We start from the raw sequence: 20,916 nt of genomic DNA, 5'->3' as shown, positions 1-20,916 counted from the left end.
ACTGGGTGCGAGCTGGTGAGATGGAGGTATTCGTGAGGGTTAGGCCCTATGCCGGGCTGCCGTGGCCGTTGCGGTGGCTGGCGCGGATCGTGACTGTCGTCCTGGCGCTGGGTCTGGTCCTGGCCGGGGTCGTCACCGTGATCGTGCGGCAGTCGTTTCCCCAGGTCGAGGGGGAGATCAAGGTAGCAGGCCTGGCCGGGAACGTCGAGGTGCGGCGCGACGCCTACGGGATCCCGCAGATCTACGCCGACACGGCCGAGGACCTGTTCCTGGCCCAGGGGTACGTGCACGCCCAGGACCGCTTCTGGGAGATGGACTTCCGTCGGCACCTCACCGCCGGACGCCTGTCGGAGATGTTCGGCGCCGCCACCCTCGACAACGACAAGGCCATCAGGACGATGGGCTGGCGCAAGATCGCCGAGCAGGAGCTGCCGATGCTCAGCGAACGTACCCGCCGTTACCTCGACTCCTACGCCAAGGGCGTCAACGCCTGGCTGGCGGCCAACCCGGACGCCTCACAACGCAGCCTGGAGTACTCGGTCCTGAAGCTCCAGAACTCCGGCTACAAGCCCGAGCCCTGGTCGGCGCTCGACTCCGTGGCCTGGCTCAAGGCCATGGCCTGGGACCTGCGCTCCAACATGGAGGACGAGATCGACCGGGCGCTGGCCGCCACGAAGCTGCCCCGCGAGCGGGTCGAGCAGCTCTACCCCGGCTACCCGTACGGCGAGCACCAGCCGATCGTCACCCAGGGCGCGATCTCCGAGGACCGCTTCGACGAGACCGCGCAGCCGCGCACGGACGGCGCCGACGCGCTGAGCCGGGCCGCCCAGGCCTTCGACGCCGTCCCGAGCTCGATGGGCACGGCGGAGCGCGAGGGCATCGGGTCGAACTCCTGGGTGGTCTCCGGCGAGCACACGAAGTCGGGCAAGCCGCTGCTGGCCAACGACCCGCACCTCTCGCCCGCGATGCCGTCCGTCTGGTACCAGGCCGGCCTGCATTGTCGGCAGAAATCCGAAAAATGCATGTTCGACGTCACCGGCTTCACCTTCTCCGGCGTGCCCGGCGTCGTCATCGGGCAGACGGACAAGATCGCCTGGGGCTTCACCAACCTGGGGCCCGACGTCGCCGACCTCTTCCTGGAGCAGGTCAAGGACGACACCTACCTCTACAAGGGCGACTGGGCCAAGCTGGAGACCCGCCAGGAGCAGATCAAGGTGGCCGGGGGCGCCCCGGTGACGATCACGGTCCGCTCGACCCGGCACGGACCGCTGGTCAACGAGGTCATGGCCAGCGTGAAACCCTCCGGCGAGGCCACCGCCGTGGCCCTGCAGTGGACGGCGTTGATGCCGGGCCGTACCGCTGACGCGATCTTCGACCTCAACCAGGCCGCCGACTGGCACGAGTTCCGCGCGGCCGCGGCGCTGTTCGAGGTGCCCGCCCAGAACCTCGTGTACGCCGACACCGACGGCAGGATCGGCTACCAGGCCCCCGGGCGCATCCCGGTCAGGGAGAAGGGCGACGGGACCTGGCCGGTGCCCGGCTGGACCGGCGAGTACGACTGGAAGACCGCCCCCATCCCCTACGACCAGCTCCCCAGCGTCGCCGACCCCACCGAGGGCTACATCGTCACGGCCAACAACGCCGTCATCGACCCCGCCCGCTACAAACCGCTCCTCACCAAGGACTGGGCGTACGGCTACCGCTCCCAGCGCATCGTCGACCTGCTGAAGGCCGAGATCGCGAAGGGCAAGCTGGACGCCGCGGCCATGTCCAGGATCCAGCAGGACACCCGCAACGGCTTCGCCGCGACGCTGGTCCCCGCGCTCATGCAGGTGAACCTGGCCGGTCCGAGCACCGAGGCGCGACAGCTCCTGAAGGACTGGGACGGCTCCCAGACCCTCGACTCGGCCCCCGCCGCCTACTTCAACGCCGTCTGGCGCCACCTGCTGAAGGGCCTGTTCGACGACGACCTCCCCCAGCAGGCCCGCCCGGCCGGCGGCGACCGCTGGTTCGAGGTCGTGGGCAACCTCCTCCAGACGCCCGAGGACCCGTTCTGGGACGTGACCACCACCAAGGACCGCACCGAGACCCGCGACGACGTGCTGCGCCAGGCCATGGCCGACGCCTACCAGGAGCTGTCCGACCGGTTCGGCGCCGAGGTGAAGCAGTGGCGCTGGGGCGACCTGCACACGCTGCGGCTCACCAACGCCACGTTCGGCACCTCGGGCATCGCCCCGATCGAGATGTTGTTCAACCGCGGCCCGGTCAGCGTCGCGGGCAGCAAGGACGCGGTCAACGCCACCGGCTGGAACGCGCAGATCGGCTACGAGATCAACGCCGTCCCCTCGATGCGCATGATCATCGACCTGAGCGACCTGGCCAAGTCGCAGTGGATCAACCTGACCGGCGCCTCCGGCCACGCCTACCACGCCAACTACTGGGACCAGACGGAGCTGTGGGCCCAGGGCAGGCTGCTGCCGATGCTCGGCGCCCGTGTCCACACCCTGCGCCTACATCCCTAGGTGTAGCCGGGAACACGACGCGGCGCCGATGCCCGGCGCCGCGTCCCGCACGACCCTGGAGGCATGAACCGCCTCTGGTACCCGATCGGCTCCCTGCTCGTCGTCGCCGGCCTGTTCCACCTCGGGCTGCTCGCCGTGTCCGGCGGCCCCTGGGACGGGCCGGTGGGGTGGCGCAAGCCGTTCACGTTCGGGCTGTCGTTCGGGCTGAGCGTGCTGACGCTGGCCTGGGTGACCTCGCTGGTGCGGTTGCGCGGCCGTACGTGGCTGATGGGGGCGTTCACCGCGGCCTCGGTGGTCGAGGTGTCGCTGATCACGCTGCAGGCGTGGCGCGGCGTGCCGTCCCACTTCAACATGGAGACGCCGCTCGACGCGCTGATCGCCCGCACGCTGGCGGCCGGCGGCGGCGTCCTCATCGTGAGCGTGGTCGTCATGACCGTGGCCGCGTTCCGCCGCCATGCCGAGGCCGCTCCGGCGATGCTGCTCGCGGTCCGCGCCGGGTTCGTGACGCTGCTGCTCGCGATGGCGTTCGGCGGCGTGATGATCGCCCGCGGGCTGGTCGAGGTGATGAGCGGCGACCCCCGGACCGCCTACCTGCTCGCCGGCTCGCTCAAGCCCGCGCACGCCGTCCTCATGCACGGCATCCTGCTCCTGCCCGCCCTGGCGTGGCTGGTCGCCGACCTCTCCGTGGTACGGCTGGCCGTCTGGATCTACGCGGCCCTCTCCGCGGTCGTCTCCGGCCTGGCCCTGGCCGGCATCACGATCGTCGGCCCGTCGACCGCCTCGGTGCTGGCGGCCGGAGCGGTCTCCGGCCTCGGCATCGGCGCGCTCGCGCTGGCCAAGGTCAGGGCGCGGGTCAGGGCGTGAACGTCCGGGACTCGCCCACGGCCAGGTCCCAGAGGCTCTCGCGCGGCAGCCCCAGCGCGCTCCACGCGGCCCGCGTGCTGATGATCGGGGCCAGCAGTTCCTCCCCCGACAGCAGGAACGTCCCCCAGTGCATGGTCGCCATCCGGCTCGCCCCGACGTCCAGGAACCCCTGGACGGCCTCGGCAGGGTTGACGTGGGAGGTCTTCATGAACCAGTTGGGCTCGTAGGCGCCGACCGGCATCAGCGCCAGGTCCAGCCCGGGGTAGCGCTCGCCGATCTGCGTCAGCCGTTCCCCGTAGGCGGTGTCACCGGCGAAGTAGACCGATTCGCCGATCACCCAGCCGCCCCACAGCGTCTTGCAGGTGTCCCAGATGGTCCGGCGGCTCCAGTGGTGGGCGGGCACGAAGTCGAAGCGCACGTCGCCGATCTTCGTGGAGTCCCACCAGTCCAGCTCGTGGACCTGCCTGAACCCCCGCCGGGTGAACCACGGGCCGAGCCGGGCGGGCACGAGCATGGGCGTGTGGCGGGGCAGCCGGCGGATGGTGGGCGCGTCAAGGTGGTCATAGTGGTTGTGGCTGATCACCACGGCGTCGATCTTGGGCAGGTCGCTCCAGGCCACACCGGGGGGCGTGAGCCGCTGCCGGGTCCCCGGGATGCGGCGCGACCACACCGGATCGGTCAGCACCGTCAGACCGCCCACCTGCACCACGAACGTCGAGTGGCCGACCCACGTCACGGCCGTCTGGCCGGTCTCCACCCGTGGCAGGCCGCCGCCGCGCAACACGGGAATCTGGTCGGCGTCCCCGATGTCGGGCCGGAATCCGCCGTGCCAGGCCGCGCTCAGCAGCTCGCGGAAGTCGGGCAGAGGAGCGGTGAGGCGGTCACGGAAGTCCTCCGGCCACTGAGGCGCGTGAACGGTCTGCGTCATGAACGGTCCCCTGCCCTGAGTAACTGAGCGATCACTCTGAATGATCCCCATGTGGGCGTCTTCTCCACCAGGGGGCTTTCCTGGGGTAGCCGCCGTCATCCAGGTTGGCCAGCCGTTCGAACACGTTGTAGGAGGCCTGGTGTCCGCAAATGAGCAGGGAGGTGAACATGGCGAGCAGGTAGAGCGGGAGCATGGGGAGCCCGGCACAGCAGGCCCACTGGGTCGCGTGGCGGCCCTCGTGCCGGATGAGGCGTTCGTCGAGGCTGTGGTGCCTGGTCAGGACGACGTTTCCCACGGTGAAAGCGCCGGCGACGGGGAAGCGGTAGCGGTAGCCGAAAGCCAGGATCAGGCCGTCGGGCCCGGGTTCCCGCACGGCCCCGCCGACGACGGAGATGAGCAGGCCGAGGGGCGTGGCCAGGTTCACGAGGTTTACGACCCGGCGGATTCGGTAGGGGGTTTTCGGTCGACTCACCCTTGACCAATCTTGACAAGTCGGAATAATGATCCACGTCCTGAAATCTCCCACAAGAGCAGGATCATGCGATTCACCATCTTGACCGCGGTTGTCGGAACGATGGCACTCGCCACAGTAGGCGGCGTCGCGGTCACCCAGACGTCAGCATCGGACCCCCTACGAGACGTGAGCCACCCCGTCGGCGCCCAGGTCGCCTTAGCGACACCGACCACGAGTCCCACTCCCACCTCCTCAGGTGGGGAGTACACCGCCAAGACGAAGGTCGTCAAGAAGAAGGGCGTCTCCTATCTGGACGTAGCGGTCAGCTACGCGGGAGCCGCACGGTTCACCGTCAAGCAGCGCGTGTGCAAGGCCAAGAAGTGCAAGACGGCCACCGCGCAGCTCCCCGTGACGACCGGGGCGGGCAAGACCACCAAGAAGCTCGGCAAGGGCTCCTTCAAGAAGAAGGGCAAGCCCGCGGTAAGCCTGAAGGCGCTGCCGTGGCCGACCAAGACCGTCACCGCGACGCCGACCGGCGGCGCCACCACGACGGTCACCGCGACGGCCCCGGCCGAGACGGTCACGGTCACCCAGACGGCGACCGTGACGGTCACCGAACAGGCCCCCGCGCCGCCCGCCGAGACGGTGACGGTCACGTTCACCTGCCAGCCCGCGCCGCCGGAGCCCACGCCCACTGACCCGGGCACCCCGACGCCCACCGGCACGCCCACGGCCACGGACACGCCTTCGCCCTTGGCCGCCGGCACCCCGACACCGACGCCGACCCCCACCGCGACACCGACCGCGACGGACCCCGGCACGCCCACGCCCACCGGCACGGGCACGCCGACCGCCACGGATCCCGGAACACCGACACCGACCGACACCGGCGTGCCGATCTGCCCCGCGCCGACCGAGCCCACCCCGACGGACACCGCTCCCCCCGAGGAGACCGAGCCGCCGGGGGACACCCCCGAGCCGACGACGCCCACCCAGTAAAGACAGATGGGATCTCGAGGGGGCAGCCGCCCGCAGACCGGCTGCCCCCTCGTCACATGTCCTGGGCCGGGTTCTTGGACTGCTGGCCGTAGAGGAGCCACGATCCCGAGGCGGGCGACGAGGGCGCGAGCAGGAAGGCCACGACCACGGCGACGGCTCCGCCGTAAAGGTAGAGATAGCCCGCGAGGTCGCCGGCGATCACGAGGTCGCCCGCCGCCCACTTGAGCGAGAACGCCATCGACACCAGCAGCCAGCCGACGGCGACGAGCCCTGCGCCCAGCTTGGAGCGCATCATCAGGCCCGCGCCCCAGCAGATGCCGAACAGCAGCAGCACCCACACGACCGACGCGATCGGGATCTGCCCGAGATGCCAGGCATGGGTGAACCCGCCGACCAGGCCCATCGCGAGGCCCAGCACCAGCAACATGCCGTAGGCCGCGCCACCCAACGCCGACTGCTCCATGGCGAACGAGGTTAGTCGATGCCGGAGAACAGGTCGTTCTCGCGGGTGTACGGCTCGCCGATCCCACCGGCCTCGACCGGAGCGCCCGGGATCGCCTTGCCCATGGCGCCGCGATACAGGATGAAGTGCTCCACCCCGGCCGCCCGCTGGCCGATGTTGTTGGACAGCGCGAAGAACGGCGCCTTCACGGTGATCTGGGTGGCGTGGGCGCGCATGGCGTCCAGCTTGTTGACCAGCCAGGGCCGGGCGTCGACCTCGGTGGTGATCTCGTCGTCGGCGCTGCCGAACGGCAGGTCGCCCGGGTCCTCGACGAGGAAGCCGGTGCCGGAGTCGGCCAGCGCCTCGGCGTCCCTGCGCATCACCGACTTGGCGGTGGCGGTGAAGTAGAACTTGGCCACCTGCCACGGCTCGCCGTCCTCCGGGCGGAAGGCGGGGTCGGCGGCCAGGTCGAAGGCCCGGACCGAGACGCGGTGGGCCTGGATGTGGTCGGGGTGGCCGTAGTAGCCGTTGGCGTCGTAGGTGACCAGGACCTGCGGGCGCACCTCGCGGATCACCGTGACCAGCCTGGCCGCCGCCTCGTCCACGTCGGCGCCCCAGAAGGCGGACGCGTCGTCGTTGGAGGCGGCGCCCATCATGCCCGAGTCGCGGTAGCCCAGGTAGCGGTGGTCGTCCACGCCCAGCGCCCGGAGCGCCTCGACCAGCTCCTTCGCGCGGTACTCGCCCAGCTCGGGATCGCCCTCCAGATGGGCCAGCTCCGGCGGGATCACCTCGCCCTCCTCGCCCAGCGTGCAGGTCACCAGCGTGACGTGCGCGCCCTCCGCCACGTAGCGCGCCATCGCGGCCCCGGTGTTGATCGTCTCGTCGTCCGGGTGCGCGTGCACGAGCAGCAGCCGCCGATCAGTCATGTCCCCGAGCCTAACCAAAGGCGCCTTGCTGGCAGGATTGAGGCCATGAGTGAGAGTTACCCGCGCATGTCCGCACGGACCCGACGATTCACCCTTGGAGTGCCGAGGGGCTTCACGATCTCTCCCGACGGCGGGCGGGTGCTCTTCCTGCGCACCCAGTCGGGCGTCGACCCGGTCACGTGCCTGTGGGAGCTCGACACCGAGACCCACGTCGAGCGGATGGTCGTCGACCCGCGCAAGCTCGCCGACGCCGACGAGGAGAACCTCCCGCCGGAGGAGAAGGCCCGGCGCGAGCGCAGCCGGGAGCAGGCCGGCGGCGTGGTCGCCTACTCCGCCGACGCCGAGGCCGCGCTGGTCGCCTTCGCGCTGGCCGGCGGCCTCTACCTGACCGAGCCGGCCACCGGCCGCACCCGCAGGATCGAGACCGCGGGCGCGGTCATCGACCCCCGCCTGTCCCCCGACGGCCGCAGCGTCGCCTACGTCACCGGCGGCGCTCTCCACGTGCACGACCTGGCCTCGGGCCGCGACCGCGTGCTGGCCGCGCCGGAGTCGGAGACCGTCACCTACGGGCTGGCCGAGTTCATCGCCGCCGAGGAGATGGACCGGATGCGCGGCCACTGGTGGGCGCCCGGCGGTGACAAACTGCTGGTGGAGCGGGCCGACGAGGCGCCGGTCCAGCAGTGGTACATCGCCGATCCGGCCAATCCGGACCGGCCGGCCGTACCCCAGCGTTATCCCGCGGCCGGCACGCCGAATGCCCGGGTCGAGCTGTTCGTCCTGGGCCTGGACGGCTCGCGGGTGGCGGTGCCGTTCGACGACGAGTACCTGGCCGCCGCCTCCTGGGACTCCCACGCGCTGTCGATCGTGACCATGCCGCGCGGCCAGAAGGCGCTGCGGCTGTTCTCCGTCGACCCGCTGACCGGCGCATCGACGCTCGTGCGCGAGGACACCGACCCGGCGTGGGTGGACGTCTTCGGCGGCGTCCCCGCCCACCTCGACGACGGCTCGCTGGTCTGGATCGCCGCCCAGGACGGCGGCAACCGGCTGTTCGTCGGCGACCGGGCCGTCACCCCGCCCACCCTGCAGGTGCGCGAGGTCCTCGACGTCGACCACGACAGCGTGCTGTTCCGCGCCAGCGGCGGCGACCCCAGCGAGATCCAGCTCTGGACCTGGGACGGCACCTCCCTGCTGCCCGTCTCCACCCGCTCAGGCGTCTTCTCCGGCCGCATGTCAGGCGGCGTCGGCGTGCTGAGCGAGCAGACCCTCGACAGCGAGGGCGTCTCGACCACCGTCGTCAGGCGCGACGGCATGGCCATCCCGGTCGCGTCGCTGGCCGAGCGCCCCGGCCTCGACCTGCGCGTCTCACTCGGCCGCTCGGGCCGGCGCGAGCTGTCCACCGCTGTGGTGCTGCCCTCGTGGTACGAGTCCGGTTCCGGCAAGCTGCCCGTCCTCATGGATCCGTACGGCGGGCCGCACGCGCAGCGGGTGCTGTCGAGCCACAACGCCTACCTGGGCAGCCAGTGGTTCGCCGAGCAGGGCTTCGCGGTCGTCGTGGCCGACGGCCGCGGCACTCCCGGCCGCGGCCCGGCCTTCGAGCGGGCCGTGCTCGACGACCTGGCAGGGCCGGTGCTGGAGGACCAGATCGACGCCCTGCAGGGAGTGGCCGAGCAGTACTCGAACGACCTCGACCTGACCAAGGTGGCGATCAGGGGCTGGTCGTTCGGCGGCTACCTGGCGGCGCTGGCCGTGCTGCGCCGTCCCGACGTCTTCCACGCGGCGATCGCCGGGGCCCCGGTGACCGACTGGCGGCTCTACGACACCTGCTACACCGAGCGCTACCTCGGCCACCCCGACGAGCAGCCGCAGGTCTACGACCAGTCCTCGCTGTTCGGTGACGCCGCCAAGCTGGAGCGCCCGCTGCTGCTGATCCACGGCCTGGCCGACGACAACGTGGTGGCGGCGCACACGCTGCGGCTGTCGTCCGCCCTGCTCGCCGCCGGCCGTCAGCACAGCGTGCTGCCGCTGTCGGGCGTCACGCACATGACCCCGCAGGAGGTCGTGGCGGAGAACCTCCTACTGCTCCAGGTGGACTTCCTGAAGCGGGCGCTGGAGGTCTGAACTTGTCGGTGCCGGTGGCTAAGCTGCGCCGGTGCGCGAAAACATCACGATTGTCGGGGCCAGGGAGCACAACCTCAAGGATGTCTCCCTGGAGATCCCCAAGAACAAGATCACCGTGTTCACCGGTGTCTCAGGCTCCGGAAAGTCGTCGATCGTCTTCGACACCGTCGCGGTCGAGGCGCAGCGCCAGCTCTACGGGACCTTCAGCTGGTTCATCCGCAACCAGCTGCCCAAGTACGAGCGGCCACACGCCGACGCCATCAGCGGGCTGACCACGCCCGTCATCGTCGACCAGAAGCCGGTCAGCGGCAACGCCCGCTCCACCGTCGGCACCATGACCGACATCATGCCGATGATCCGCGGCCTGTTCTCCCGCGAGAGCGGGCTGCCGGTCAACCTCTTCTCCTTCAACGACCCCAAGGGCATGTGCCCGGAGTGCGATGGCATCGGCCGGTCTGTGCAGCCGATCCTGGAGATGATGGTCGACCGCGAGAAGTCGCTCAACGAGGGCGCCATCCTGCTGCCGGGTTACAAGGTCGGCAGCGCCGCCTGGCAGGTCTACGCCAAGCACGAGCCGATCGACCCGGACAAGCCGGTCAAGGACTACTCGCCGGAGGAGGAGCACGCGTTCCTGCACGGCTCCGGCAAGGTCTCGGTCGGCGGCATGTTCAACATGACCTACGAGGGGCTGCTCGACAACTTCGTGCGTACGAAGCTCAAGCGTGAGACCAGCGACAAGACGCGCGAGCAGATCAAGCCGTTCATCACCGAGGGCGTCTGCACGCTCTGCCACGGCGCCAGGCTCAGCCCCGAGGCGCTGGCCCCGCGCGTCAACGGCCGGAACATCGCCGACTACGCGGCCATGCAGATCACCGACCTGATCGAGGAGCTGGCCGGGCTGGGCAACCCGCTGGCCGACGGGGCTCGGGTCGCCCTGGAGCGGGTGGCCGGCATCGGGCTCGGCTACCTCAGCCTCGACCGGGCCACGGCCACGCTGTCGGGCGGCGAGGGGCAGCGGCTCAAGCTGGTCAAGCACCTCGGCAGCACGCTGATCGGCGTCACCTACATCTTCGACGAGCCCAGCACCGGACTGCACCCGCGCGACGTGGGCCGGCTCAACACGCTGCTGGCCGCGCTGCGCGACCAGGGCAACACCGTGCTGGTGGTCGAGCACGACCCCGACGTGATCGCGGTGGCCGACCACGTGGTCGACGTCGGCCCCGGCGCCGGCGCCCACGGCGGCACGATCGTCTTCGAGGGCACCGTCGAGGAGCTGCGCCGGGCCGACACCCGCACCGGCGCGGGGCTGCGCGCCACCGGCACGCTCAAGACGGAGGTCAGGACCCCCGACGGCAAGCTGCCGATCGAGGGCGCCGACCTGCACAACCTCAAGAACGTCTCGGTCAGCGTGCCGACCGGGGTGCTCACCGCGGTCACCGGCGTGGCGGGCTCGGGCAAGTCCAGCCTGATCGCCGACGTGTTCATGACCACCTACCCCGAGTCGGTCTTCGTCGACCAGTCGGCGATCGGCGCGTCCACCCGCTCCACCCCGTCCACCTACATCGGCGTCATGGACACGATCCGCTCGCTGTTCGCCAAGGCCAACGGGGTGGCGCCGGGCCTGTTCAGCTTCAACTCCGACGGCGCCTGCGAGGGCTGCCAGGGCAAGGGCGTCATCATCACCGAGGTCGCCTACATGGACCCGGTCACCACCCACTGCGACACCTGCGACGGCCGCCGGTTCAAGGAGTCGGTGCTCGCGCACGAGCTGCGCGGCAAGTCCATCGCGGACGTGCTGGAGATGGCGGCCGAGGAGGCGGTGGAGTTCTTCACCGAGAAGGCTGTGCGGCCCAAGCTGCAGGGGCTGATCGACGTCGGCCTGGACTATCTGTCGCTCGGCCAGTCGCTGAGCAGCCTGTCCGGCGGCGAACGGCAGCGCATCAAGCTGGCCACCCAGCTCCAGCGCACCGGCGGCGTTTACGTGCTCGACGAGCCGACCACCGGCCTGCACATGTCCGACGTCGGCACGCTGCTGGCGCTGATGAACCGGCTGGTCGACCAGGGCAACACGGTCGTGGTCATCGAGCACAACCTCGACGTGATCATGCACGCCGACTGGATCATCGACCTGGGGCCCGACGGGGGCAAGGACGGCGGCGAGATCGTCTTCGAGGGCACCCCCGCCGAGCTGCTCGGCTTCGCCGGTTCGCTGACCGGCGAGGCGCTGCGCCGTACCGTGGGCTGACATACCTGGGTCGGACCACGGCCTGCCAACACCAGACCGTGGTCCGACGCGCCCCCCACCCCTCCCCCACGATCCTTGACGCCATGTGGACATCCCTCGCCCTCACACTGGCGCTGACGGCCACCCCCACGCCTGCCGACGACCTCTCCTGGAGCCCCTGCCCAGGCGACAAGGTCGGCATGGAGTGCGCCGACCTCAAGGTGCCCGTCGACTGGAGCAAACCCGCCGGGCGCACCATCACGCTGAAGCTCGGCCGCCTCAAGTCGACCGGCCGGGCCGAGGGCTCCGCCCTGATCGCCTATGGCGGGCCGGGCGGCCCCGGCATCGCCCTGACCCAGCAGACCGCCGCCACCTGGGCAAACCTGCGCAAGCGCATGCACGTCGTCACCTGGGACACCCGTGGCTACGGCGAGCAGTTCCGCGGCCTCAGCACCGGCCTGCCCTGCGTGTGGACCAGGATCCCGATCGCCGCCTACCCCAGGGACGACGCGGAGTTCGGCCGCCTGCACGAAACCAACCGGGGCTACGCCGAGCCGTGCCGTAGCAAGGACCCCGAGCTGTTCGCCAACATGAGCTCCGCCGACCACGCCCGCGACATGGAGGCCATCAGGAAGGCCCTGGGCGAGAGCCGGCTCAACTACTACGGCGCCTCCTATGCGGGCTTCTACGGCCAGGACTACGCCAGGCTGTTCCCCGGCAAGGTCAGGACCATCGCCCTGGACGGCACCTGGAACCACAGCGCCGCCGACTGGCCCGCCGAGCTGGACGCGATGGCCAGAACCAACGAGACCTCCGCGGCCCGCTACTTCACCTGGAAGGGCGCCGGCTCCGCCCGCGAGTGGCGCGCACTGGTGGCGGCGGCCAACCGCGAACCGATCCCGGCCAAGAAGGCCCCCGGAGTCGCCTACAACGGCACCGACCTGCAGGACTTCATGCTGGGCATGGTCCGTGGCGGCCCCGATGGCTTCCCCGCCGTATCAGCCGCCATCGAGAGCGCGGTGACGGGTGACGCCTCCGGCTTCGTCCCCGAGCGCGGCCTGCGCTACCCCGACCAGTCCACCGGCGTCACCGAGTGCACCGACTGGCCGCGCTTCGCCGACCGGGCGTCGATGGAGGCGGGCCTGCGCCGGTTGCGCAAGGTCGCACCCAACGTCGGCGCCGCGGGCACGCTGGCCAGCGGGACCATGGGCTGCGTGGGCTGGCCGACCGGCGTGACCAATCCTCCCAAGCCGCTGCCCAAGGGGTTGCCGCCGTTGCTGGGGACCGGGGCGTGGGGCGAGTCGGACGCGGTGAAGCGGGTGGTGGACCAGGTGCCGGGGAGCGCGGTGGTACGTCACGAGGGGCCCGGGCACACGCTGTACATGTTCAGCGCCTGCGCCCGCGACCACATCGACCGCTACCTCACCGACGCCAAACTCCCACCCCAGCCGGCCACCAAGTGCTAACTCCTGCCCTGTCCCGCCCGGGGGGCTCAACCCCATGGGGCCTCACCGCAGGGCCTGACCTGGTCCAGGCGGTTTCTCAGCCCGTGGCTTCTTGGGCGCGTGGATTCTCCGGCCCTGGCGGACGCCCGGCCCTCGGCTCCCCTTCCCGCCCTACCCCGCAGTTCTCCGTCGTGCTGCTTGGGTGTTGGGCTTGGGGTTCTGGGTGGACCGGGGGTTTCCGGGGGGCTTGCCGAGGAGCTAGGGGTGGCCAGGGTGGTGGGGGTCAGGGGGTGGGGGTCCAGGTGGGGTTGCGGCCGAGGTAGCGGAGGAGGGTGGCCACGGCGTCGTCGTTGGCCTCGGCGTCCAGGGCGGCGGCGTACATGCCGTAGGCGCGGGGGCCTTCGACGATCTGGTGGGCGACGGGGAGGAGGTCGCGGGCCAGGTCGGCGGTCAGCGGGGAGGGACGGCCGGTGGCCATGGCGATGTCCCAGGCGTGCACGGCGGCGTCCAGGGCGCAGGCGCCCACGGCCACCGGGGCGGGGAGCTTGAAGGGCGGGAGCGGGACGGGGACGTCCACCGCGTTCTCTGCCACGTCGGACCAGGCCTGCTCGGCGGCGGCCAGGGCGGGCTCCAGGGTGTCCGCGACCGAGGCCGACAGGGTGCCGGAGGGGGCGAAGGGGTCCTCGTCGGGGCGGGGGCCGCCGGTCAGGAAGCTGGCGTAGCCGAGCTGGTCGCCGGCCGCGTGCTGGAGGACCTGGGTGACGTTCCAGTCCGAGCAGGGGGTGGGGAGCTGCCAGCCGTTGTCCGGGACGCCGGCGACGGCCTGACGGAGGGCGGTGTGGGCCTGGGTGAGGATGTTCCACTCGGTCATGAGAGCTCCCTTTCGCTTTCGTTCGATGGCTCTACTCTAGCAGAACGGAATGCTCTATTCCAGACTTTAAGTTGATGAAGTGTGAAGCCGCCGGAGGCCTGCTTGAAGAGATACTCCGAACGCTCGTACGACAGCCGGCCCCGGCCCGTCACCGGGCACAGGTCTTCGGGCTTCGGTCTGCGGGCCGGCGCGGGTCTGCGGTCGGCCAGGAAGACCGGGCCTCTCGACCGGCCCGCCAGCAGGCCGGACAGGAGTTCGGCGGTGCCGTAGCCCCAGGTGATCCACGTCGGACCCACGCGGGCGCGGCGCGCTTCCAGGTCCAGGTCCTCGACGTTGAGGGAGAGCACGGTCTTCGCGCCGGCGCCGGACTCGTGGATGAGGCGCCACAGGGTCCGCTCACGCAGAGACGGGTGGCGCCACAGGGCTTGCAGTCCGGGCCCGTCCACGGCCGGGCGCCGTTCGCGGCTCTCCGCTCTGCGTTCCAGGTCGGTGGAGAGGTCGGGGATGGCGGCCCATGCCGAGAATGAGCGTACGGCGGCGCGGTGCCGGTTCCAGGTCTTGGGCGCGGCCGTACCCCAGGCGAGCGCGAACACCCTGGCCACCATCGCGGCGTCCACCGCACCCAGCGGCGTACGAGGCCCCAGGTCCAGCCGGAGCCTCCGCAACGTCTGCCCATAGGACCGCAACGTCTCCGCCCCCAGATCCACCCGCGCCAGAAACCCCTCCACCACCTCCCCCAACGCCCCGACCGGTTCCACGCCAAGCTCGGACGCGGTGGTGCCGTCCGATCGGGGCGGAGCGCCGGGCGCGTCGGTATCGGGCCCAGCGACAGCGGCCGGGCGGGGCGAGGCGTCGGGTCCAGTGACGCTGTCCGGCCTGGTCATGCTGCCGGGCGGGGCCATGGTCTCGGCCGTGAGGGTGTCGAGCTCAGCTGCGCTGTCCGGCCTGGTCCCGCCGCCGGGCGGGGCCGTGGTCTCGGGCGCGGGGGTGTAGGGCTGTGGGGTGGTGGGTGCGTGGGGGGTGGTGGGTGCGTGTGGGGTGGTGGCGCGTTTGAGGAGGAAGGTGCGTTCGGCGGCGTTTCGGGTCAGGGTGGCGGCGCGTTCGAACTGGGTCCTGGCCTCCTCGTGCCGCCCCAACCGGGCCAGCAGGTCGCCATGCACCACCGACAGCGGGTGGTAGTCCTTCAGGGCCGGGTCCCTGGTCAGCTCGTCGATCAGCAGCAGCCCTGCCTCCGGGCCCTCGGCCATGCCCACGGCCACGGCGCGGTTGAGCTGGACGACCGGAGACGGCATCAAGCGGGCCAATGCCCCGTACAGGGCGGCGATCTGGGGCCAGTTGGTCTCGGCGGCGCTGTCGGCCTGGGCGTGGGAGACGGCGATGGCGGCCTGCAGGACGTAGGGACCCAGGGGGCCGCCGGACTGGCGGGCGCGCAGCATCGAGGCGAAGCCGCGATTGATCAGGTCCCGGTCCCAGAGGCCGCGGTCTTGCTCGTGGAGCTGGACGGGTTCGCCGGACGGACCGGTGCGGGCGGCCGAGCGCGACTGCTGGATCTCCATCAGCGCGACGAGACCGTGCACCTCGGCCTCGTCGGGAGCCAGGCCGGCCAGCAGGCGTCCCAGGCGGAGGGCTTCCAGGGCGAGGGCGGGGCGGGTCAGGTCGTCGCCGGCCGTGGCGGAGTAGCCCTCGTTGAAGATCAGGTAGAGGACCTCCAGGACGGAGGCCAGGCGGGTGGCGAGTTCGGGGCCGGGCGGGAGTTCGAAGGGGATCTGCTCGTCGGCCAGCGTGCGCTTGGCCCTGGCGATGCGCTGGGCGACGGTCTGCTCGGGGACCAGGAAGGCACGCGCGATCTCCTGGGAGGTCAGCCCACCGAGCAGGCGCAGGGTCAGCGCGGCCCGTTGCTCGGTGGGCAGGACCGGATGGCTCGAGATGAACATCAGGCGCAGAACATCATCGTCCAGCCCCGAAGCCCCAGACAGCTCCCCGTCGAGACCAGCCCCGGCGCCCCCGGCGTCCCGGTCGGCCTCCGCGTCCCGGCCGGTCTCCTGCTCCAGCGTGCGGGCGATCTCGGCGTGTTTGCGCCCCTGCCGTTCGCCGCGCCGCAGGTGGTCGACGGCGCGCCGCTTGGCCGCCGTCATGAGCCAAGCCCCAGGATTGTCAGGTACGCCCTGGTCAGGCCACTGCTCCAAAGCGGCAACCAGTGCGTCCTGGGCAAGTTCCTCGGCCAGGCCCACATCCCTGACCATCCGCGTCAGACCGGCGATGATCCGTGCGGACTCCGCCTTCCAGACGGCGCTGACCGCGGCTGCGGCCGTCACCCGTAGATCAGCTGCATCCTGCCCTCACCATCCCCGATGATCGCGAAGAAGCGCCGGGAGAGCTCCAGCGCCTCCTCCCGGGAGCCGACGTCGATCAGCGCGAACCCGCCCGCCATCTCCTTGGCCTCGGCGAACGGACCGTCCATGACGGTGATCTCGCCGCCGACCGACTTGATCAGGGTGCCACCCAGCTCCATGCCGCCGGTGGCGATCAGCGCGCCCGCCTCGGTCAGCTCCTGGATGAACTTCCCCATCTCCATCTGAAGCGCCTCATCAGCCCTCGGCTGGCCCATGGTCGTCAGCAAAAACCTCATGCCGCACACCCTAGCGTTCCCTGTCACATGCCCCGAGCGACGCGTAAGCAGAAGACACCGAAAGGACCCGACAAATGACCACCACCACCGCCCCCATCACCACCCGCACGCTGCTGACCGCCGCCGCGCTCGCCGCACCGGTCTGGGTGGTGGTCTCCCTGGCCCAGGCGTTCACCCGCGCGGGCTTCGACCTCACCCGCCACCCGCTCAGCCAGCTGGCCACCGGCGAACTCGGCTGGATCCAGATCGCCACCTTCGTCACGGTCGGGGTGCTGTTCATCGCAGGCGCGACCGGCCTGCGCCGCGCCCTGCACGGCCGGCCGGGCGGCGTCTGGACACCCCGCCTGATCCGCACCGTCGGCGTCGGGATGATCGCCGCCGGAGCCTTCACCATGGACGCCGGCGACGGCTTCCCGGTCGGCACCCCGGCAGGCCCTCCGGCCGGGATGAGCTGGCACGCGATCGCCCACATGGCCGCCGGCTCGATCACCTTCTTCGCACTGGCCGCCGCCGGTTTCGTCCTGGGCCGCCACTTCACCCGCACCGGCGACCGCACCTCCGCGATCATCTCCCGGGCGGCCGGCGTGGCCGTCATCCTGGGCAACGGCTGGGCGATGAGCGGCGGCCGGTTCGGCTCCCTCACCCTGGCGATCGGGGTGTCGGTCGCGCTGGCCTGGGTCTCCACGGTCGCCTACCGCCTGCGCAACCACCCCTGACCCATCACCGTGTACGGCAAGCGGCCCCCACCCACCAAGCCCCGCTCCAGAAACCCGGAGCGGGGCTCACCCATGCAACCACCCGAGTCCCAAATCGGACGGACCAAGACCCCAGACCAGGAAGACCGAGACCCAAGATCGGGTGACCAGGACCCAGGCTCCAAATCGGACCACCAAGACCCGAGCCCGAGAGATCGGGACCCGAGATCGGAGGGGGTGGGGGTTAGTGGGGGGCGGGGGTGCCGTGCCAGCTGGACCACAAGGCGGCGTAGGAGCCGCCCTGGGCCACGAGTTCGTCGTGGCTGCCCAGTTCGCTGATCGTCCCGTCCTCCACCACCGCGACCCGGTCGGCGTCGTGGGCCGTGTACAGGCGGTGGGCGATGGCGATGACGGTGCGGCCCTCCAGGACGGCGGCCAGTGAGCGTTCCAGGTTTCTGGCCGCTCGCGGGTCGATGAGGGAGGTGGCCTCGTCGAGTACCAGGGTGTGCGGGTCGGCCAGGACCAGGCGGGCCAGTGCCAGCTGCTGGGCCTGGGCCGGGGACACGGCCAGGCCGCCGGAGCCGACTTCCGTGTCGAGGCCGTCGTCCAGGGCCAGCGCCCAGTCGAGGGCGTCGACGGCCGCCAGCGCCTGCCGTACCCGATCGTCGGTGGCGTCGGGACGGGCGATGAGCAGGTTGTCGCGCAGCGTGCCCTTGAAGACGTGGTGTTCCTGGGTGACGAGGGCGACGTGGCCGCGCAGGTCGTCCAGGGGGAGGTCCACCAGGGGGACGTCGCCGACGGTCACGGCGCCGGTACGCGGGCCGTGGATGCCGGCCAGCAACCTGCCGAGCGTGGACTTGCCGGCGCCGGACGGGCCGACCATGGCCAGGCGTTCGCCGGGCGCGACGGTCAGCGAGACGCCGTGCAGGACGTCCCGGCCGGTCCGGTAGGCGTAGCGGACGTCGTCGGCCTCCAGGTGTTCGCCCGCGGGCCGGGCGCCGGTGGCGGTGCGGTCGTCGGGCACGTTGGCCACGCCCAGCAGGCGGGACATGGCGGCGCCGCCGACCTGGAGCTCGTCGATCCACATGAGGAAGCGGTCGAGCGGGTCGATGAGCTGCTGCGCGTAGAGGGTGGCGGCGGTGACCTGGGCGAGCGTGACCCAGTCGTTGATGTAGAAGAGGCCGCCGACCATCAGGCTGACGACGACGGGCAGCACGTAGCCGAGTTCCACGGCGGGGAACCAGACCGTGCGCAGCCCGAGGGTGTAGCGCTCGGCGGCGTAGGAGGCGGTGATGTCGCGGTCGGTACGGTCGGCGCGCCGGCGCTGCAGGCCCAGGGCCTCGACGGCACGGGCGCCTTCGACGGTCTCGGCCAGGCCCTCGGTCATGTCGGCGTAGGCCGCGTTCTCGCGCAGGTAGCCGTCGCGCGCCCGGCGCAGGTACCAGCGGGTGGCGATCCACAGAATGGGCGCGGCGATCAGCATGGGCAGCGTGAGCAGCGGGCTGACCAGCAGCAGCGCGCCGATGGTGATCGCGAAGGTGACGATCGCGATCAGTGTCTCCGGTACGGCGTGCCGCACCGTCCTGGACAGCGAGTCGACGTCCCGAGACGTACGGGTGATCAGGTCACCGGAGCCCGCCCGCTCGACGGTGGAGAGCGGCAGCCCGAGCACGCGGTCGACGAACTCCTCGCGCAGCTCGGCCAGCACGCGTTCGCCGAGCCGGGAGGAGGCGAGCACGGCGAAACGCACCAGCAGCGCCTGCATGAGCAGGAAGCCGCCGATGGCCAGGCCGACGATCCACACGTTGACCCGGGCGCCGTCCTGTACGTCCTGGACCAGCCGGCCGAGCTGCCACGGCACGGCCAGGCCCGACACGGCGGCCAGCCCGTGCAGCGCGAGCGCGACGGTGAGCCGGCGCGGGTATTTGAGCGTCAGCCGGCGGGCGTAGGCACGGACCTGCTTCTGGTCGGCGACCGGCAGGATCTCCCTGCTCATTTGTCGCTCACCACTCCTCACTCACTCCGCGGAGTGCCTCGTACCTCGGCCCTCCATTCCGTTCGCTGCGTCGGGTTCGCTCCGCAGCCATGTCAGTCCTCTCCTCTCGTGACGGTCGCCGAGTAGGCGCTGGACGTGGCGAGCAGTTCGCGGTGCGGGCCTTCGGCGTGGACACGGCCGTCCTCCAGGTAGACGACGTGTTCGGTGCGGTCGAGCACGAGCGGGCTGGTGGTGCAGATCAGCGTGGTCTTGCCGGCGCGGGCCTTGGCGAGCCGCTCGGCGATGCGGGCCTCGCTGTGGGCGTCGACGGCGCTGGTGGGCTCGACGAGCACGAGCACCTCGGGGTCGGCCACGAGGGCGCGGGCCAGGCGCAGCCGCTGCTGCTGGCCGCCGGAGAACTCGCGGCCGCTCTCGGCGACCACGGTGTCGAGGCCGTCGGGCAGCGCGTCCACGATGTCTTCGGCGCAGGCGGTCCGCAGCGCGTGGCGTACCTCGTCGATGGTGGCGTTGCCGCGCACGTCGAGCTCGTCGCGCAGGCGGCCGGAGAACAGGCGGGCGGCGTTGTCGGCGACCAGGATGCGCTCGCGGACCTCGGGGATCGGCAGCTCGGCCAGGTCGACGCCGCCGAAGGTGACGTCGCCGGGGACGTAGCGGCCGAGGCGGTCGGCGACTTCGATGGCCTGCTCGGGCGTGGGGGCGGCCAGCGCGGTCATGGTGCCGGGCTGGAGGGTGACGCCGCTGTAGGAGTCGCGCAGGACGCCGCCGTCGGAGGCGCCGGTGCCGCCGTCGACCTCGGGCTCCATCGACAGGATCCGGACCACGCGGCGCGCGGCGACGTGGCCCTTGGTCAGCTTGTCGGCGGCCTCGGTGAGGGTGCGCATGGGGCCGATGAGGAAGACGGCGTAGCCGTAGAAGGCGACGAGCTGGCCGGCGGTGATCTGGCCGCCGAGCGCGAAGGAGGCGCCGATGCCGGTGACGACGGCGATGAGCACGCCGGGCAGGAGGATCTGGGCGCCTTCGAGCAGCGACTCGATGCCGGCCACGCGGACGCCGGCGTGGCGTACGCGCTGGGACTCTTCCTGGTAGCGGCCGGAGAAGACCTGCTCGCCGCCGATGCCGCGCAGGACGCGCAGGCCGGAGACGATGTCGGCGGAGCGTGTGGACAGCTCGCCCTGCAGGTCGCGGTGGGCCTTCTGGCGCTTGTGCAGCGGCTTGAGCAGCGGGCCGACGGCGATGGCCATGAGCGGCACGCCGAAGAGCACGAGCAGGCCGAGCGGCAGGGAGGTGGAGATGAGGTAGATCGTGACGGTGACGATCGCCACAACCGAGCCGGTGCCACGCAGCAGGATGTCCATCGAGCTGCCGATGTGCGCGATGTCGGAGTTGCCGACGCTGATGACCTCACCGGTCGACAGCCTCTTGGGCAGCGTGGCGCCGAGGCGGGTGGCGTGGCGGGTGGTGAGCTGGACGGTGCGGTACGCGGCGGCCAGCCAGTTGTAGACGGCGAAGCGGTGGCGCATGATGCCGGCGAAGGCCTGCAGCAGGCCCAGCCCGAGCATCACCGCCGACCAGATCAGCAGCGCGCGGGTGTCCTTGGCGGTGACGGCGTCGACGCCCTTGCCGAGCACGGCGGGGACGAGCGCCTGTCCCAGCCACCAGAGGGTGGCGAATCCGATGCCGATCGAGAGCGCGGTTTTCTGCCGCAGCGCGTTCCACAGCAGGTAGCGGAAGGGCGTGCGTATGTCAGGGGTGCCGGGATCGGCTTCAGGCAGGGAGCGCATAGCCTGACCAGGCTGTCAAAGC

The 20,916-nt window shown here is 71.1% G+C and carries 16 protein-coding genes; 7 read left to right on the top strand and 9 right to left on the bottom strand.

All coding sequences use genetic code 11. The annotated features are described in order from the left end of the window. The first annotated feature begins 32 nt into the window (after window positions 1-32). Window positions 33-2,522, top strand: a complete 2,490-nt coding sequence (locus tag HNR40_RS31820; protein ID WP_312896591.1) for a penicillin acylase family protein — start codon at window positions 33-35, stop codon at window positions 2,520-2,522. Between the two features lie 63 nt (window positions 2,523-2,585). After that, window positions 2,586-3,386 carry a hypothetical protein gene (locus tag HNR40_RS31815; RefSeq protein WP_184967837.1) on the top strand — a complete coding sequence of 267 codons (801 nt, stop codon included), beginning with the start codon at window positions 2,586-2,588 and terminating at the stop codon, window positions 3,384-3,386. Here the strand turns inward: HNR40_RS31815 and HNR40_RS31810 are convergent. Next, window positions 3,376-4,314 (bottom strand): MBL fold metallo-hydrolase, encoded by a 939-nt coding sequence (locus HNR40_RS31810; RefSeq protein WP_184967835.1) that lies wholly within the window; start codon window positions 4,312-4,314, stop codon window positions 3,376-3,378. The genes HNR40_RS31815 and HNR40_RS31810 overlap by 11 nt on opposite strands. A gap of 31 nt (window positions 4,315-4,345) precedes the next feature. Continuing rightward, complete coding sequence (locus HNR40_RS31805; protein WP_312896590.1) at window positions 4,346-4,738, bottom strand: hypothetical protein; 393 nt, start codon at window positions 4,736-4,738, stop codon at window positions 4,346-4,348. A 216-nt stretch (window positions 4,739-4,954) separates the two neighbouring features. Between HNR40_RS31805 and HNR40_RS31800 the strand changes: the two genes are divergently transcribed. Next, complete coding sequence (locus tag HNR40_RS31800) at window positions 4,955-5,767, top strand: hypothetical protein (RefSeq protein ID WP_184967831.1); 813 nt, start codon at window positions 4,955-4,957, stop codon at window positions 5,765-5,767. Between the two features lie 52 nt (window positions 5,768-5,819). Here HNR40_RS31800 and HNR40_RS31795 read toward each other — a convergent pair whose 3' ends face one another. Both HNR40_RS31795 and mshB read right to left on the bottom strand, forming a co-directional pair. Beyond that, entirely contained in the window at window positions 5,820-6,230 is a 411-nt protein-coding gene (locus tag HNR40_RS31795) for a DUF6113 family protein (protein ID WP_184967829.1), read from the bottom strand. Between the two features lie 11 nt (window positions 6,231-6,241). Beyond that, a complete protein-coding gene (mshB, locus tag HNR40_RS31790) occupies window positions 6,242-7,135 on the bottom strand; it encodes an N-acetyl-1-D-myo-inositol-2-amino-2-deoxy-alpha-D-glucopyranoside deacetylase (RefSeq protein ID WP_184967827.1) in 894 nt (297 codons plus the stop codon). Window positions 7,136-7,180: 45 nt separating this feature from the next. Between mshB and HNR40_RS31785 the strand changes: the two genes are divergently transcribed. From HNR40_RS31785 to HNR40_RS31775, 3 genes are all read left to right on the top strand, one after another. Further along, a complete protein-coding gene (locus HNR40_RS31785; RefSeq protein WP_184967825.1) occupies window positions 7,181-9,253 on the top strand; it encodes a S9 family peptidase in 2,073 nt (690 codons plus the stop codon). 31 nt (window positions 9,254-9,284) lie between these two features. After that, window positions 9,285-11,498: an ATP-binding cassette domain-containing protein gene (locus HNR40_RS31780; protein WP_184967823.1), complete on the top strand. Its 2,214-nt coding sequence runs from the start codon at window positions 9,285-9,287 to the stop codon at window positions 11,496-11,498. An 83-nt stretch (window positions 11,499-11,581) separates the two neighbouring features. Then, a complete protein-coding gene (locus tag HNR40_RS31775) occupies window positions 11,582-12,943 on the top strand; it encodes an alpha/beta fold hydrolase (RefSeq protein WP_184967821.1) in 1,362 nt (453 codons plus the stop codon). A 262-nt stretch (window positions 12,944-13,205) separates the two neighbouring features. Here HNR40_RS31775 and HNR40_RS31770 read toward each other — a convergent pair whose 3' ends face one another. The 3 genes from HNR40_RS31770 to HNR40_RS31760 are packed head-to-tail and all read right to left on the bottom strand — an operon-like array spanning window position 13,206 to window position 16,422. Further along, a complete protein-coding gene (locus tag HNR40_RS31770; protein ID WP_184967819.1) occupies window positions 13,206-13,793 on the bottom strand; it encodes a TIGR03086 family metal-binding protein in 588 nt (195 codons plus the stop codon). Beyond that, window positions 13,790-16,108: a sigma-70 family RNA polymerase sigma factor gene (locus tag HNR40_RS57440; RefSeq protein ID WP_312896589.1), complete on the bottom strand. Its 2,319-nt coding sequence runs from the start codon at window positions 16,106-16,108 to the stop codon at window positions 13,790-13,792. Before HNR40_RS57440 ends, HNR40_RS31770 begins: the two co-directional genes overlap by 4 nt. Next, entirely contained in the window at window positions 16,105-16,422 is a 318-nt protein-coding gene (locus HNR40_RS31760) for a YciI family protein (RefSeq protein WP_184967817.1), read from the bottom strand. Before HNR40_RS31760 ends, HNR40_RS57440 begins: the two co-directional genes overlap by 4 nt. 74 nt (window positions 16,423-16,496) lie before the next feature. Between HNR40_RS31760 and HNR40_RS31755 the strand changes: the two genes are divergently transcribed. After that, window positions 16,497-17,138, top strand: coding sequence for a DUF998 domain-containing protein (locus HNR40_RS31755; RefSeq protein ID WP_184967815.1), 642 nt, complete (start codon window positions 16,497-16,499; stop codon window positions 17,136-17,138). A gap of 223 nt (window positions 17,139-17,361) precedes the next feature. Here HNR40_RS31755 and HNR40_RS31750 read toward each other — a convergent pair whose 3' ends face one another. Next, the gene (locus HNR40_RS31750; RefSeq protein ID WP_184967813.1) at window positions 17,362-19,113 is read right to left on the bottom strand and encodes an ABC transporter ATP-binding protein; all 1,752 of its coding nucleotides are present in this window, start codon (window positions 19,111-19,113) and stop codon (window positions 17,362-17,364) included. Between the two features lie 92 nt (window positions 19,114-19,205). Continuing rightward, complete coding sequence (locus HNR40_RS31745; protein ID WP_184967811.1) at window positions 19,206-20,894, bottom strand: ABC transporter ATP-binding protein; 1,689 nt, start codon at window positions 20,892-20,894, stop codon at window positions 19,206-19,208. Window positions 20,895-20,916: the final 22 nt, after the last annotated feature.

It is taken from the genome of Nonomuraea endophytica (assembly GCF_014203235.1).
GTDB classification, from domain to species: Bacteria; Actinomycetota; Actinomycetes; order Streptosporangiales; family Streptosporangiaceae; genus Nonomuraea; species Nonomuraea endophytica.
Note: the sequence above shows the minus strand (reverse complement) of the source record. Positions and strands in the feature narration are given on the sequence as shown.

Excerpts from the sequence above, each read along its gene's own strand:
- HNR40_RS31815 (WP_184967837.1), top strand. The coding sequence starts at position 2,586 with ATGAACCGCCTCTGGTACCCGATCGGCTCCCTGCTCGTCGTCGCCGGC.
- HNR40_RS31810 (WP_184967835.1), bottom strand. The coding sequence starts at position 4,314 with ATGACGCAGACCGTTCACGCGCCTCAGTGGCCGGAGGACTTCCGTGAC.
- HNR40_RS31795 (WP_184967829.1), bottom strand. The coding sequence starts at position 6,230 with ATGGAGCAGTCGGCGTTGGGTGGCGCGGCCTACGGCATGTTGCTGGTG.
- mshB (WP_184967827.1), bottom strand. The coding sequence starts at position 7,135 with ATGACTGATCGGCGGCTGCTGCTCGTGCACGCGCACCCGGACGACGAG.
- HNR40_RS31785 (WP_184967825.1), top strand. The coding sequence starts at position 7,181 with ATGAGTGAGAGTTACCCGCGCATGTCCGCACGGACCCGACGATTCACC.
- HNR40_RS31775 (WP_184967821.1), top strand. The coding sequence starts at position 11,582 with ATGTGGACATCCCTCGCCCTCACACTGGCGCTGACGGCCACCCCCACG.
- HNR40_RS31770 (WP_184967819.1), bottom strand. The coding sequence starts at position 13,793 with ATGACCGAGTGGAACATCCTCACCCAGGCCCACACCGCCCTCCGTCAG.
- HNR40_RS31760 (WP_184967817.1), bottom strand. The coding sequence starts at position 16,422 with ATGAGGTTTTTGCTGACGACCATGGGCCAGCCGAGGGCTGATGAGGCG.
- HNR40_RS31755 (WP_184967815.1), top strand. The coding sequence starts at position 16,497 with ATGACCACCACCACCGCCCCCATCACCACCCGCACGCTGCTGACCGCC.
- HNR40_RS31750 (WP_184967813.1), bottom strand. The coding sequence starts at position 19,113 with ATGAGCAGGGAGATCCTGCCGGTCGCCGACCAGAAGCAGGTCCGTGCC.
- HNR40_RS31745 (WP_184967811.1), bottom strand. The coding sequence starts at position 20,894 with ATGCGCTCCCTGCCTGAAGCCGATCCCGGCACCCCTGACATACGCACG.